This is a genomic window from Paraburkholderia sp. RL17-337-BIB-A (assembly GCF_046025895.1).
Taxonomy (GTDB): Bacteria; Pseudomonadota; Gammaproteobacteria; order Burkholderiales; family Burkholderiaceae; genus Paraburkholderia; species Paraburkholderia fungorum_C.
Genome location: NZ_JARESY010000003.1, coordinates 634,644 through 649,713, shown reverse-complemented (window position 1 = coordinate 649,713; position 15,070 = coordinate 634,644). Strand labels below are relative to the sequence as shown.

Annotated in this window: 12 protein-coding genes and 2 pseudogenes; 7 read left to right on the top strand and 7 right to left on the bottom strand. The window is 59.9% G+C overall.

The annotated features are described in order from the left end of the window. Positions 1-456: 456 nt before the first annotated feature. Both P0D84_RS40920 and P0D84_RS40915 read right to left on the bottom strand, forming a co-directional pair. Positions 457-954 (bottom strand): ParB-like protein, encoded by a 498-nt coding sequence (locus tag P0D84_RS40920; RefSeq protein ID WP_408347924.1) that lies wholly within the window; start codon positions 952-954, stop codon positions 457-459. A 2,239-nt stretch (positions 955-3,193) separates the two neighbouring features. Further along, positions 3,194-3,517, bottom strand: a complete 324-nt coding sequence (locus P0D84_RS40915) for a helix-turn-helix domain-containing protein (protein ID WP_408347921.1) — start codon at positions 3,515-3,517, stop codon at positions 3,194-3,196. Between the two features lie 317 nt (positions 3,518-3,834). Between P0D84_RS40915 and P0D84_RS40910 the strand changes: the two genes are divergently transcribed. Beyond that, positions 3,835-4,239, top strand: coding sequence for a hypothetical protein (locus P0D84_RS40910; protein ID WP_408347918.1), 405 nt, complete (start codon positions 3,835-3,837; stop codon positions 4,237-4,239). 858 nt (positions 4,240-5,097) lie between these two features. Continuing rightward, positions 5,098-5,316, top strand: a complete 219-nt coding sequence (locus tag P0D84_RS40905) for a DUF2934 domain-containing protein (protein WP_408347915.1) — start codon at positions 5,098-5,100, stop codon at positions 5,314-5,316. 592 nt (positions 5,317-5,908) lie between these two features. On the opposite strand, the gene P0D84_RS40900 is transcribed toward P0D84_RS40905, so the two are convergent. Beyond that, the gene (locus P0D84_RS40900; protein ID WP_408347912.1) at positions 5,909-6,454 is read right to left on the bottom strand and encodes a hypothetical protein; all 546 of its coding nucleotides are present in this window, start codon (positions 6,452-6,454) and stop codon (positions 5,909-5,911) included. Positions 6,455-6,669: 215 nt separating this feature from the next. Here P0D84_RS40900 and P0D84_RS40895 point away from each other — a divergent pair. The 5 genes and pseudogenes from P0D84_RS40895 to P0D84_RS40875 all read left to right on the top strand — a co-directional run. Beyond that, positions 6,670-6,951 (top strand): annotated as a pseudogene (locus P0D84_RS40895) (transposase domain-containing protein); the annotation flags it as partial. A gap of 563 nt (positions 6,952-7,514) precedes the next feature. Then, positions 7,515-7,976 (top strand): annotated as a pseudogene (locus tag P0D84_RS40890) (DDE-type integrase/transposase/recombinase); the annotation flags it as partial. 335 nt (positions 7,977-8,311) lie between these two features. Further along, positions 8,312-10,051 carry an acid phosphatase gene (gene acpA / locus P0D84_RS40885; RefSeq protein WP_408347909.1) on the top strand — a complete coding sequence of 580 codons (1,740 nt, stop codon included), beginning with the start codon at positions 8,312-8,314 and terminating at the stop codon, positions 10,049-10,051. A 613-nt stretch (positions 10,052-10,664) separates the two neighbouring features. Further along, complete coding sequence (locus P0D84_RS40880; RefSeq protein ID WP_408347906.1) at positions 10,665-10,907, top strand: hypothetical protein; 243 nt, start codon at positions 10,665-10,667, stop codon at positions 10,905-10,907. A gap of 254 nt (positions 10,908-11,161) precedes the next feature. Continuing rightward, positions 11,162-12,010: a hypothetical protein gene (locus tag P0D84_RS40875; RefSeq protein WP_408347903.1), complete on the top strand. Its 849-nt coding sequence runs from the start codon at positions 11,162-11,164 to the stop codon at positions 12,008-12,010. Between the two features lie 91 nt (positions 12,011-12,101). On the opposite strand, the gene P0D84_RS40870 is transcribed toward P0D84_RS40875, so the two are convergent. From P0D84_RS40870 to P0D84_RS40855, 4 genes are all read right to left on the bottom strand, one after another. Next, positions 12,102-12,746, bottom strand: coding sequence for an energy transducer TonB (locus P0D84_RS40870; protein ID WP_408347900.1), 645 nt, complete (start codon positions 12,744-12,746; stop codon positions 12,102-12,104). A gap of 96 nt (positions 12,747-12,842) precedes the next feature. Continuing rightward, entirely contained in the window at positions 12,843-13,253 is a 411-nt protein-coding gene (locus P0D84_RS40865; RefSeq protein WP_408347897.1) for an ExbD/TolR family protein, read from the bottom strand. Between the two features lie 30 nt (positions 13,254-13,283). Further along, a complete protein-coding gene (locus tag P0D84_RS40860) occupies positions 13,284-13,895 on the bottom strand; it encodes a MotA/TolQ/ExbB proton channel family protein (RefSeq protein ID WP_408347894.1) in 612 nt (203 codons plus the stop codon). Between the two features lie 93 nt (positions 13,896-13,988). Continuing rightward, a complete protein-coding gene (locus P0D84_RS40855) occupies positions 13,989-15,068 on the bottom strand; it encodes a YncE family protein (RefSeq protein WP_408347891.1) in 1,080 nt (359 codons plus the stop codon). Between the last annotated feature and the right edge of the window lie 2 nt (positions 15,069-15,070).

The following is a 15,070-nucleotide window of genomic DNA, read 5'->3' as shown; positions in this document are numbered from 1 at the left end:
GGCAGGATGTGATGCGGCGGCTATCCAGGCGTACAAGGGTGCTTGCGCGGACGCCTGCTCGCTCGCGAGCCACTCAAAGTGCGAGCCGCCAACGAAATACATCGTTGCAAAGCTCTCGCAGTAACGGACGTCCGCCGCTACCTCAAGCGCCAGATTCCCCAGATGGCGATAAGTAAAGCAATGCCGAAACCACCGCCCAGGAGGATGTAAGTGCTCATGCGAATCCACAAGATTGGCGACGCGTGATTGATGTAGCCGTTCGCGAGACGCCGCGCCCAGTAGCCGTAGCCAACACTACGGCAACAGCGTCACGGGCCTGATGCCGTCTGCGGCGGCGACGTCGCCACCACATTCCTTGCCATGCTACCTGCGCTTCCTTTCAGAAGTCCTGGCGGGCATGTGTTGGTGTTTGAGGACATCTGCTCTACGGCGCGCAGTACGGCCCACCACGAAGCCTTAGCCGGATTTCGCACCCTGTGGTTTGAAGCCTGGAAGCGTCCGCGCGTCCGGGCTCGACGCAAGGTGTACTCCCTGCTCAACCGCTGCATTGAACTGGAATTCATTCGTCCACGTCGGAATGCGCGTTCGATAGAACTCCGCCCACTGAAATTCGGCGAAGGGCTCAGGCGTTTTCACGTAACCGCCCGCGTCGCGCACGAAGGCTGCCAGGCTGCGGTAGGGGTCGTCGGTCAGGCCAGAGACCTCGTCGGGAATTGCAGACATTGCCCGCAGTATGCCGCGCTCATCGTAGGGGTGTACCCACCGTCGCTCGATAACCGTGTCCCAGAACTTTCCCTCGGGGAGTCGTGATAAGTCCGCCACGACTGTCGCGAAAGCCTTCGTGATGCCGCCGTCCCAAAGGGCACGCGCAAGATGGTGATGGTCGATGACGTAGTGCCGGTCATGTTCGCCGATGACCGTTGGAATTGGTGCGCATTTAAGGAACGCTTTCAAACCTCTTGATTCATGGCCAAAAGGTGCTTTCGTTTCGCGTCGACCTCGAGCATTCCAACGGTCGCTTGCAGCGGACGCAATTGTTCGATACTTACGCTGATTGTCTTTGCCATCGGGGGGTCTCCCTGAATGCCGAGAGATTCTACCGCTGCCTTCGGCACGTGGCGGCTGCGAATCGGACTTCCAACTTGCAGCAACGCAGTCGCATCCTCCTCTGGTTGCCGATGCCGTGGGGGCCATTCTGGCCAGTGCGAACTCGTATTGCAAGGACCGGCATTCTCCCGACGTCCCGGGCACGACCGCATTTTCACCCAGGCTATATCGGTCGCCGTGCCAATCGCCAGCGCGCCGGTCGCATCACCGCGACGAGGCGATAAGCGATACGTTAGGCGGGAGGAGGCGCCCGGCCAGCCCGGTGTTCAATATCACCGGAGCGCCCCGATTGAGCAGGCTCCCAGCCGCAACAACAATGATGGCTACCAGACCCCGGCTCTTGTCGCACCAGCCAGTCGCGGTTGACCCCAACTCTGGCGAAGTTGCGCGGGTCGACTGCTGGGAAATCAGGCTAGAGGAGGACGCGGGCGCTTTCTGGTAACGATTGCCGGAGCCGTTGGCGGTGGGTTAGCGGGCAACGGCATCGAGCATGCGGTGCGCAAGGCGACGAGCTATCAGGCGCAGGTCAGAATGCAGGATGGCAGCTACCGGCATTTCAACTACTCGGCGCCGCCGCCGGTCCAGGTCGGTGAGCGCGTCCATGTCTGCGGCGACTCACTGGCAGCCTCGTAGCCACGTGCGGAGTAGCCGCGGCAATATTACCGCAGCGGTTTGGCACTCGGCGGGACAGAGAGTGTGTGTGAGCTTGTCGCTGATATAAGACCGCTGAAGACACGCCCTTTGAGTTGTTGGCTTTCGCGCGCGATATGCCGCGTCTGCCACTTCACGTAGTTTGTGAGTCCTCGCGTCGAAAGGGCCAAGGCAGCGAAATTGCCGAAAACCGGCCTGCTATCAATGCTGCGCGTTTTAGCCACAGTTCCTGATAGAGCAGGTTTTACCTGCAATCTAGAGCCAACCCTTTACTTCCGCGACCCGCCAAAGCACAAACATAAGCAGCGCCACGGATGCAGCGGTCAACAGAAGCACATCAATAAGGCGCATAAGCTTTGCGTCGGAACCGTTTAACGCTGCAGTCTAAACGAAAATTGCGTGCCCTAGCGCCCCGCTGTCTGGTTTGGCCAGACCGTCATTGAGGAAGACCGATTGGAGTCGGAGCGAGAGGAGGCTCAAAGACACTTACGCCTACGATTTATTTCATACACATTACTGCAACTTTCATTGCTATTCAGTGAGGAAGGTGAAAGAATCGGTGCAGGAAATTCGTATTTGGAAAATGCTTCCACCCCTCGTATAGGCCATGCAATGAAATCGACTGGAGATTACTGGGCGTTCGCACTTCTGTGTGGCATGTGCCCTGTGTTGGCAGGAATAGCCGCCGGGTACTTCCTGCGAGCCGACCGTCTCGTTCGAACCTTGAAGCGTTGCTTATAACGGCTTCCAGAAACGCCGTACAAGAAATGATTCGCTAGGGACGGCTGCAGCCGGTTAGCTTGCAAAGCAGGTCGAGTTCATTGCAGCGGGCATTTCGCAGTTCAAATACGTGCCCGTGAGTGCGCCCTCTGAAACGGAAGTGGCGCTATCTTCAATCTGGGCGACGCCCACACGCTCGGAAGATGCGTTGCCTAACTCCGGGGGTGACCATCGGGCACGTGGGTTGCACAGCCGGGTCGACCTCATCTCAAACCAACTTTCTCTAAATGCGACAGCCGTCGCAAAACTGATTCGCGGGGACAGTCCGCCTCATCGAACGACACTGGAATGCTATCGGTAGTTTGCACCAAGGTCGTCAACGCCGAGTCAGGCAATGCACTTTTTTCGGTACACCAGTAGCCTCTATAGCAGGTCCGCGTTGGCCGGAATCAGCTGCGACAATGGTGCTCCTTTCATCATTACTTGCAGCCGAAGGACCGTCGCCAAAATTCCTGGAGCTTTCAGCCAGTACACCGGGGCGCGAGGCTTTTCGCGCAGTGGGCAGCGACGAACTCGCGCCCATTCTGCAGTAATTTGCCGGTTCGCACCCGCATCGATGAAAGCACGGGTCAATTCTCGGGCAGGATTTAATCGGTAACCACAAGCGCTTCTTCGGAAGCGTGAAGGCATGGCGTAACTGGCCCGCGCGGGTGCTTCAGTTCCTTCGCCTGCTGAGGATATTTGCAACGCCCGCACGGGTAGCAATCTCCCAGACATAACCCCGTGAGTATTCGATGCCAAAGCGCTGCTGCAGCGCGGTTCGCAACCGGGCATTGTTCCAGAGGTCTATGCCGTGTGCTCGACGCGAATCCTTGACGGCCGCGGCAATCCAGGCCAACGCTTCTTCATTTAACGTTATCCCATCGAGCCACTGCCGCCACAGATGGAAGCAGTCGAAGAGCCATTCAGCTTGCCCGATATTGCCCTTGAGGGAGAAGGTGTCGGTGACACTACGCGCCGTTGTTCCGAGATAAATCACGTGGGAGCAAGGCAATCGGTCGACCGAATGAGGAGTTCGGTATCTACGTGCAGGATTTCGCGTGGCGCCTTTCGTTACAAAATATGACATTCGTAACGGCGCGCCTCGCTATAGTGTGCCCGGACGGTAAAGAGCTGCGCTTCTTGCGAACACAGTCGATGCGTTGACGGTGATTGCAATTTCTCGTCGAAGCGCGCAGAGCGAGAGCATCAGGATACTGGCAGTGGGCGAGCACCGTAGTGCGACGGCCGCTATGCAAGGCGCCTGAGCTGTTTCTTCGTCAGGACTGTGCCAAGGCAATTATTGCAACAGGAAATATGAAAATTGAACTTCATCGCTGGCTGGCAGTAACACTCGTCGCCGGCATTGGCATAGGCGCATCCTCCGTCGCACTCGCGCACGTCGACGTTGGCGTCAATATTGGCATTCCCGGTGTCGTGTATGCGCCCGAGCCGGTCTATGCACCGCCGCCACCGGTGTACGTCGAACCTCCTGCCGCTGTTGTCATCAGTCCAGGCTGGTATGGCGAAAGGTACTACGACGGACATCGCTATTGGCAGCGCCGCGAATGGGACGAGCACCATCACGATGAACGCGAGTGGCACGATGCTCGGGACCATTACGATGGGCATCGCGGTGACTGGGGCCATGACCACGGCGGCGGCCCGCGAGGTGACTGGCACCGTGACCACGGAGACGGCGACGAGCGCCACGACCATTGAAAGGCGTGATGCGGGTTTAGCGTTGGAGGCGCATTGCGCGATACCGCTTCTGGAGCGGCTAACATTCTCATGGGGTCCATTTGGTTACAGGCGGTGATGACTTCCTCAGACATACCAGTTGCGGTTTCCGCCAGGAAGGCCTCTATGTTTTCGGGCAGCGGGCCGTCGGTATTGGCGAGGCCGAGTCCCATTGCCCTATCTTTTTTGCAAACGAAAATCGAAGGCATGTGAATATGGACCGCTTCGGTCGTCTTAACCGACCTGAACAACGTGTTCAGTCTGTCCAGACCGATGACGAACAGACGCCGAGTTTGATATTCCCCAATCGGCGTGTCGGGCTTATTCGAGCCACATCTGAGAATGGCGGACGGCTGCCTGCAAGCAAGCGCGACCGATATGGGTAGCTGCCAGACAGGGTTAGTCGCGTCGAAGAGATTGCCCGAGAGGCGTTTCACCTCGCAAGGGATAGGCAGGAGTAAGTCACAGAAGTCATCACGAAAACTTTCCACGCGGCCCCGATGCCCGCTGGTGTTGCCGAACACTCGACGCTCCCAATGAGCTTGGGTATCGTGACATTGACCTTGACGTTTTGGGGGCAGAAGGCGCGGCGGATGCGACCCGGCGTATCGCTCGTCGTAGCTCAGCTGGTTACCGTGAAATTGTTCCGCTCCAACCAAAGTAACCCTGCTTCCGGTGCGCTCGACTTTCACCAGATGGCTGTTCATTGTCTAGCCAGGCGGATAATGACGAGGTCTTGGACTTCACCAAAACAATATCCGAGTTGCCGGGCCAGGGGTGTTTTTGTATGCCACTTGCGAGTGTGCTGCTTTCTCTGTAAATACTTTTGCGAGGCTGGACATGGATACGCAAATTGCGGAAGAGGAACTCCGTTCGCTTGCCTACCGTTTGTGGGAGAAGGCAGGGTGTCCCGATGGTCGCGCGGATGAATTCTGGCAACGGGCCCGACTGCAACTCCGTGCCCATGACAGTCCCACGCCTGCTGACCGCATGAACGACTCCGATGAGTTTGTCGAGGCTCCTGACGTGCCAGGGAGCGGTCCACTGGCGGGGCACTGAGCGCCGATGCCGCGTTGAGCTGATAGAGCGATATCAATCGGGCTTTTTCAAGCCACTCGGGTTATCAGGCGTCCCGGGCGACGCATCAGGACGCGTCGACGTGCCAGCGCCGCCGGTCTGGTCGGTGGCGCCCGCCCCCTGGCGTTGCGGAGGGGGAGCCGGTCGTGGGAGTTGAAGCCGGCGTCGAAATGTGCACACCGCTCTTCGACCCAGCATTTCCGCTTTGGCGACCCATTCCTGAGCCGCTAGCAGCTCCCTGCCCGTGCACCGCGCCTGCGAGGGTCAGAGCCAGTGCACGGACTGCAAGCAGTCTCGTAACCATACAGCCTCGTCTGTCAAACTGCCTTTCTACCGCACGACTTGCACCAACGGAGTTATGAAACCCCCGACGAAACCTGAACTTCGACCGCCGCGCGATAACGGCCACTAGCGTTGTAGACAACAAGGTCCGGAGCGCCGAATTGGTTTTCTACAGGACCGAAGAGTGCATTAACATCGTCGGGCCAACGCAGTCGACAGTGACGCCCAACATCAAGAGGGAAGCGGGTCGAGTCTTCCCCCTTCACCGGGTAGCTCGCGGTCTACTATGGCTTTAGTGGTCGCGGTTGTTGTCACGAGTCTTCTTACCGTCAAGGCTTACCTGGACACCCAGCGCACAACCTGTCGTACACGACGCGAAAGAAGGGACTGTCTCCTGGCTTATGATGCCTTTGACAACCTTCCCGTTCTCCGCAACCGCCATTTGGACGTCGAGCACCGTCCCGCTGTCATACACGATGTGCATCGTACCTGTGCAATCGGCGTTGACCGTATATGTGCCGTGCTGATTCGGATTGAATGTCGTCTGTCCGGCTCTGGGGGAGCCGTTGGTATTGAGAAAATCGGTCCGTGTAAAACTGCCAGAGCCGTCAAAGTTCTGAATGGCCACGCCGTCAATGATGATGGGCGTGGTAAGCGCCTGGAGCACGGGAGGGCTCGCGCTGGTATCGAGTATTCCCAGCAGCTCGCCGTGAGCGCTGAATGCGTAGGGACCCCTGAGTGTTGCGGCGGAACATTCGCCCTCGGCGCGGGCTGTGCCGGTAAGGGCGAGCAGGGCGAAGGCGACCGCTGATGAAACAGTTAGGCGCTTGCAGGTCATGTTCATCTCCTTGTTCAGAATCGAAAGCGACTGACAACGCAGACCAACGATGGCCGGCGCGTGACGGCAGCGTGCGGCCCAGAGACAAGTGTTCTGTTTTAGTTGAGCCGTTAACGGGAACATTCGGGGCGCCGCCCTTGCCCTTGGGGAAGGGTAGGTTCATGCTCGAAAGTATTTAGTAGGGCTTTCCCTATTCGGCAAAAACGTGAGGCGACGCGCTTACACGCTACCTTGTCCATGGGCATGTGCCCATCGACAACAACTGGCTGGAAAATCAGATTCGTCCATGGGCCCTGGGAAGGGCGAACTGGCTCTTCGCGGGCTCTTTGCGTGCGGGGCAACGTGCAGCCGCGATCATGAGCCTGATTCGATCAGCGCAGCTCAACGGCCATGATCCATACGTCTACCTCAAAGACATACTGAATCGCTTGCCAACGCATCGCGCCGACGACATCGCTCAGCTACTGCCTCATCGCTGGGCGCCGATCACCGCCTGAGCGCTGGTAGGCACTCCCCTGGGTGCCATTGCCGGGCGCTTACCATCCATCCGTCTACAGAAAGACTGAAGCCTTCGTTAACTTGATTTGGGACACAAGCCTGCCGGCATAGAATGCTCCTAAGATACTCACCAATCTGAGAGGCTGAGATGACGGAAAGGGCGGGCGCGAAAGTTGTGAAAGGCGGCAGGGAAGTAGGCCAGTTCGATGCGCCATGTGATGACGTTCGGCAGACAACCGGTGCCCGGTGTGCTGCGGTCGTTGTCAACGATGGCGATGCGGGCTCAGAGTACTCCGTCGTAGGACCACTAGATGCGCAAGTTTTGCTGCCTGACATCCTGGAGCAGATAGCGTCGACCTTGCGCGGGCAGCTGTTCAAAAATCTGCTATGAGAGCAAAGCGCGTGGGACCGTTGGAGGTAACGGCAGTGACTGGAACCGTCGAGTCCCTGACTGTCTTCCTCCCGGCCGCGGCCGCCGCTTTCAAAGAAACGTCCCGGGCGATGCAACATTGAACTAGCGCTGACTCAAGTAACCGATGGAAAAGAACACCTACGCAAAGCTTTGTTGTGGCGCGCCGTCGACCAACCCGGTGCCGAACCCGATATCTTGCTACAGAAGCGCCGCGACAAGGCTGCAGCAAAGCGGTTTTTCAAGCGCGTGCTTGCCTCGTGTACTGAGGCACCGCGCAAAATCGTGACCGACCAGCTGCGCAGCTATCCGGCGGCGAAAGCCGAGATTCCCGAACTGGCTCACCTCAAGCACGTCTTCGTCAAAGCTAGCGCGCGGGTCAATAACCGGGCGGAAAACAGCCCTCAGCCAACGCGCGAACGCGAGCGACGCATGCGTGGCTTCCGCGATCTTGAACGCACGCAGGCTTTCTTATCGAGCTTCGGTCCGATCCGGCAGCACTTCGCGCTCAAGCGACATCTGCTACGCGCCTCACCCTATCGCAAACAGCTCGCCGCACGCTTTGCCGCCTGGCATCGTTTCACTGAGGCCACCCAAGATCCGTCCGTTTTCTGAGCAAGCGCGTGTCCTCTCACAGCGCCGGCTGGACCAAAGGCATGAATTCGCACGACTCGGTCGGCAACTGTGGAGGCGACCGGTCCTAATCACCGTGACTTGCACAATCATGCGCCTTGCGCGTTTTCGTGCTGAGGTCGATGCGCGGATGTGCTGTCATCGATCCGTAACTCAACCGCCCCGCTTACACGCTACCATCCGAGGCGGCACATGGCGCGGACGGCCACGGCGTCGGCGATCCGTATCCGCCCATGCTGCCAGTCGGCCGAGCCAGGCACGCGTTTTTTCCCGATGCGCGCCTCGCCTTGAGCTCAATTATGCAAAATGGAAATCTCATGACAAAAAAGGAAGACCCGTCCGTTGGATCCTCGCAATCGACGGAAGCGGAGAAAACGCCGCCCGCCGCCAATCCCGGCCGGCGCACGTTTCTCGGCGGCCTTGCGGCAGTCGCCGTTGGCGGTGGCCTCGCCGGCTGCGCGGCGCCCGAGAGCCGCACCGCGCGCGGCCTCGCCGGCGCCGAACTCGATGCCGCACTGCGCGAGAACGTGAAGACGATCGTCGTGATCTATGCCGAAAACCGCAGCTTCAACAACCTGTTCGGCGACTTCCCCGGCGTCGAGAAGCCGCTCTCGTCGCTGAAGCCCGCCGACTTCCTGCAGCGCGACCGTGACGGCAGCACCGTGTTGCCGTCTCTGCCGCCCGTGCCGGGCGGCTGGCTGCTCAAGGATCAGGTCGCCGACGGCGTCACCTACTCTGCCGGGCAGCAGTACCAGACGAACCTGCCGAACGCGCCGTTCGCGCTCAAGGGGCCGGGCGGGGAAAATCTGCCGCTCTCGCTCGTCACGCACGACCTGTGGCATGTCTTCTATCAGAACCAGATGCAAATCAACGGCGGCCGGAACGACATGTTCGTCGCCTGGGCCGATTCCGCTGGCTTCACGATGGGTCACTACGCAAACACGAGCTACGACCTGCGCATGTGGGATCTTGCAAGCGAATACGTGTTGTGCGACAACTTCTTCCAGGGCGCCTTCGGCGGGTCGTTTCTCAATCACCATTATCTCGCCGCGGCCACGCCGCCGCGTTATGCGAATCCGCGCGAGAGCATCGCGAAGTTCCAGATTGCAGAGACCATGAGCGGACGCCCAGACGACCCGAACCTGAAGCCGCTGTCGGGTTCGCCCGCGAGCGCGATGAACGGCATCCCGAAGTTCGGTCCGAGCGCGCTCACGCCGCAGGAGACGCTCGCCAACGGCTCGACGCTGAGCTACGCTGTCAACACGATGATGCCCCCGTACGCGCCGACGCCGCTTACGCCCGGGCCGGACGGCGTCGTCGATTTCCGGCTGGATGCGAACGCGATGGCCGTGCCGCCGCAGACCCACGAGCACATCGGCGACAAGCTCGACGCGCGCGGTGTCGAATGGGCGTGGTATGCGGGTGCCTTCCAGGAGACGCTCGATCGTTACGGCGCGAACCTTACGAACCGCACGCCTGTGATCCCGAACTTCCAGTATCACCATCAGCCATTCAACTACTTCCACAATCTCGGACCGGGCACCGGGGCCCGCACGAAGCGTCTGCGCGACGGCGGCCTCGGCGACGACGAGAGCACAAACCGTTTCCTCGCCGACGCGCGCACGGGGCGTCTGCCTGCCGTCACGTTCTACAAGCCACAGGGCAACCTGAACATGCATGCGGGTTATGCCGACGTGGCCTCGGGCGACCGCCACGTCGTGCATGCGGTCAAGGCGCTGCGCGCCAGCCCGCAGTGGAAGAACATGGTCGTGATCGTGACCGTCGATGAGAACGGCGGCTGGTGGGATCACGTCGCGCCGCCGAAGGGTGACCGGTGGGGCCCGGGCACGCGCGTGCCGGCACTCGTCGTCTCGCCGTTCGCGAAGAAGGGCTATGTCGACCACACGGTCTACGACACGGGCTCGATCCTGCGCCTCGTCACACGTGTGTTCGGGCTCGAGACACTCGACGGTCTGAAGCTGCGCGACGACGCGATGCGCGCACGCGGACAGATGCCGATGGGCGATCTCACGCATGCGCTTACGTTCGGCGCGTAGCGAGAGCGAAGGCGGTGCCGTCGCGACGGAGCCGCGCTCCGTTGCAACGCGCGTCGTTCCGTTCAGTGCCTGCCGCCGCGCCGGCTCTGTCAAGTTGACGGGCGATCGATGACGCAACGGGGCATGCCGATTGATTGGCCGCTGAAAAGGATGCGCCAGTGAGAGCGTCCGTCAGTCAACCTAACGGGTCGGTCGAGTGCGTGACTCTGGCGCTGCACATCGAGCGACCGTTGAGTGGCATCCCCCCGAGTGGCTCCTGTTTGAGGGCCAACGAACCGTCGAGAATCTACTTCGAGCGGCTGAGTCTTGGCCGGACTTTGCCCCCGTTCCTTGCCTTGTTGTCGGCGATGCCATACGGCAATTGATGACTGGCTATAGTCTCGAGGGTGAACGCAATGAAACCGGCACATTTACAGTAACCTGACGACCCCAATCGTTGCCAGCGAGTCAGTATTGCGGTTCGCTGCCTACGCCTTCGGCGGGGGTATTGCGCCTTCGAACCCAGATCGGAGGTGGTTTGCGAATACCTGGAGGCTGCAAACGAGAGTCCCAGGCAGTTGATCTAATACTTACAGGAAGCCTCGACATTCGGGCGTGTGCGTACCTGAAATTCATGCAAGCGCGCCACGGCAAAAGCGCCTGGCTCACCCGGTATGCTCGGCAAGCGCGCGCCATTTCCCTTGCCGCCGGCGGCAAGGCAACTGAAGCATGCCTGCACGCCCGTGCCCGTACCCATCTGTGCGAGTTGCTTGCCCGCCATCACGAGCGCCGGCGCCGCAACGTTGCGGTGATCCAGTGGACCGTTTATGACCGGGCCATTCACGACATCAGTGCCTCGTCAATTTCAAAACGGTAACCCGTTCGTCACAATATGGTCGCGAGTTGGACGCTAGGATGAACATTTGGATTCTGCTCCCTAACCACCCTAACGAAACTCATGCAGACGACTACACGGCTACTTGCCCTTGCTTGCCTTGCGTTGCATCGACAGCCTTTGCCGCAGAATCATCAACAGACCCGCTGAGGGTTCTTTCAACCACGCCGCTACCACACGTCACCGGTGGCGATTTCGACCATTTCGCAGTCGACCTGGCTCACTCCCGTCTGTACGTGTCAGCCGAGAAGTACGGCTCGATTGAGGTATTCCAGTTGCCCAATGGCGAACATCTTGCGAGCGTCACGAACGTTGCGAAGTCTCCGCACAAGATACTGTTGGCACACAACGGTCAGGAATTGTTCATAGCGGATGCGGGCGACTCGAACGTCAAGGTCGTCGATACGAACAGCTTTGAAGTCAAGAATGTGATTCCACTCGATCCGCAACCGGATTCCGGCGTAGCGGATCGCAAGAGCGGGATCTTTTTTTTGGGTAACGGCGGCGCGCAATCACATCGTGACAACGCGTACATCAGCCTGATTTCACTTGCCGACGATTCCGTACTGGGGAGAATCGATGTTCCTGCGGGACAATTGAAGGCCATGGTCATCGACCATGCTACGCAGCGCCTCTTCGTGAACATGCGCGACAGAAACGAAATCGGCGTTATCGATCTGAACACCCGCAAGTTGACGAGTCTCTGGCACGTTCCCGGCCCAAGCCGAAATTCGGCTATGGCGTTCGATCCGAAGACCGGGCGCCTGTTCGTCGGTTCGCGCGACCCCGGCAAGCTGTTCGTGCTGGACGCGAACAACGGCTCTGTGATCCAGTCTCTCGACATCGTCGACGTTTCGGACGACATGACTTTCGACTCGCAGCACCAGCGCCTCTACGTTACCGGCGCAGAAGGACTCGATGTCGTCAAACAGGTCGATCCGAACCACTACACGATCGAGCAACACATCAACACGCTCGGTGGCAAGACCTCGATCTATGTTCCGTCGTTAAAGAGGTTCTACGTCGTTCACACGAAGGGTCCGCAGGCAGCGGAGGCCGGACTCCAGGTGCTCAGCGTCCGCTGAGTCGAGACATGACACGCCGGCGCAGTTCAACTGCGCCGGCGCGTGTCAGGCGAGTCGCGCACTCGCCTTCATACAGATTCCCTCAAGCAGTCTAGTCGGTCTGCGTGAAATCAAACGACTGCTCGACCACGACCTGACCGCCGCCGTCGACCTTGCATTGGTACTGAGCCATCGCACGCCGTACCGATCCGTCAAAAACCCCCGGAGGCGTCGACTTCACGATATCGACGCGGGCGACCTTGCCGCCTTCGATCGTCGCACGCGCCGTGACTTCGCCGGAGATGCCCTCCGCTAACGCCCGCGGCGGCATGTCGGGCTTCGCCTGCACCGGACACACGATTGCAATGTCGGCGGGTGCCGCAGCGGCAGCGCTCGTGTTGCCGGATGCCGCGGTTGAAGGACCCGGAGCGGCTGGCGCAGCATGCGCCGTAGAAGGCGCATCCTGTGTCGGGACGGGCGTGGGAGCAACCGGTACCGGTGCGGCTGTCGGCGCGGCAGCGCGCCGTTGAGCTGGGGCGGCCGGTCGTGCCACTGGCTTCGGCACCGGGAGATCCGATTGCTGTTTCACCACCTTCTTGATGACCGGCGGTGGCGGCGGTGGCGCAACGGCTTTGACAAGCCGCATCTGCATGACGGGCGGCGCGTGTACCGGCTTCGGAGTGGGCACACGCACCGACATCACGCCCACTATCAGCATGCCCTCGATCGCAAGCGCAGCGAGAATCGCGATGGTCATTGCATTGCCGGACCCTGGCTGTGACGCCATGGTCGGCCACAGTGCTCGACGGGGTTTACTCGAGATACTCATGTTCATTACGCGCGCCTCCACAGACTATTGCGCATCGGTCGCGAGCGCGACCGAACTGATCCCCGCAGAGCGCACCAGATCCATGGTTTTGATGATCGTCTCGTACTCGACTCCCTTGTCGCCCGCAATCGTTACATTGACCTGCTTCGTGGCCTCCATGTCCTTCAGGCGTGCAGTGAGTTGCGGCGCAGAAATGCCGTTCCGGTCGAGGTGCAGTTCTCCGTCCTTCTCCACCCCGACCGTCACGTCAACCGTGTTGAGTTGCGTCGCGGTGGACGATTGCGGCAATTCCAGCTTGAGTCCAGTGCCCTGAATCATCTTGAGCATGACAAGCATGAAGAAAACGAGCAGAAACATCATGATGTCGATCATCGGAATGATCTCGATCCGTGGTTTCTCTTCATTGCCAAAGTAGTGAGCCCGATGGTTTCTCACGGTGTTCTCCGTATGTGAAGTGGCCGCGACTCAAGCGGCAAGCCGCGTGACGAGCATCGACTTGATGATGTCCATCTGCAGAAGAACCATTCGCACGCGCTTGTTCAGATAGTTGAGCGCCACGACGCCGACGAGAGCGATCGTCAGGCCGCAAGCGGTGGCGATCAGCGCGTGCGCAATGCCGCCGGAGACGGCCATCGGATCGCTAGTTCCCGACGAGCCCAGAATATTGAACGAGCCAATCATGCCGATAATGGTGCCCAGCAGGCCGAGCAACGGCCCGAGGGTCACTGCGGTATCCAGCACCCACAGGTTGCGGTCGAGCTTTCTCATCTGGAACATGATGCTTTCTTCGACTTCGCGCTCGAAGTCTTCCACAGGTTGACCCTGCGATTCGATCGCGGACCTCATCAGTTCGCTTTGCACCGATCCCTGGTAATGTTGAACGAGTTTCTTCACATCGTCGGCCCTGGCGCGGCCTACCTGCTTGAGGTCGTATTCGAGGCTGACGCCGCTGCGCACGGACGTTCCGAAGAAAATCGCGCGTTCGATGATGATCGCGAGCGCGACCACAAAGATTACTGCCATCAAGGGCAACAAGCCGAATGACTGAACCGATGAGTCGATAATGATGCGAAGCATGATGCTACCTTCAATGTGGTGTCTTGAATCTGCCGCCGGCCGGCGTATCGCGGTCGCGATGCCGCCGGCGGCGGTTGAGGTGACGGCGATACGTTACCGGCTGCTTTGCGGCATGCGCTGCGCGACCAGGACGTTGAACGTGCCGGGCACAATGCCCGGATGCGGATGCGGATGCGGATTGTCGGTCGCGGCGGGAGTCGAGCCGAACTTCGACGAGACCAGGTAGACGCGATGAGCATCGCCGTCGAGAACCATCGACTTCGCGCCCACTTCCGTCGGCACGTTCTGCAGCACGGTGTAGTGGTCCGCGTCGTCTTCGTGCACCACGGTCAGCGTTCCGTCTGCGCCGTTCGAGCTAAACGCGGTCTTGAGCACTGGATCGAACGCTGCGGCGTCCGGGTGGCCGCCGATCGGCAGTTGGGCAACCTGGCGGCCGGAGCGCGCATCGATCACCATCATCCGGTTGTTCGCGCAGACGGTGAAGAGCCGTTCCGACTTCGTATCGATCGCGAGTCCCGACGGCCCTTCGCAAGGCGCGATCGACCAGTGAGCGAGCACCTTGTTCGATTTGCCGTCCATCGCGACGATCTCTCCCTTGTCTTCGACGTTGACGAAGATGCGACCGTCGCTGTCAGCCGCGAGCGATTCAGGCTTGCCGCCGACCGGCATCGTCGCGACAACCTTGCGCGTAACCGGATCGATCGCGCTGACGCTCTGGTCATGGCCATTGCTGACATAGAGGCGCTTCAGTTGGGGCGCATACATGATGCCGTCCGGGTCCGGGCCTCCCGCCTTCATCGTTTCGACGGTGCGCAGCGTGTCTAGATCGACCACCGTGATCGTGTCGGCACGGCCGTTGGTGATGAAGCCGAGCTTCCGATCCTGAACAAACGCGAAGCCATGCACGCCGTCCGTGTTGGCGATCTCGCCGACCACCTTGCCGGATCCGGTATCGACAACCTGGACATGATTGGCCCGGCTGATGAACAGGTGTTGACGAACCGCGTCATACCCGACGTAGTCCCAGCCCTCTGTGCCGCCCAACGCGTAATGCTTCACGACTTCGAACTCACCGTGATTCGCGCCCGGTACTGCATGCGCCGTGCTGCCCAGTAGCAGTGCGGAGGACAGAGCCAGCGTCGTTACTGCCTGAACAATAGACTTGAGTTTCATGT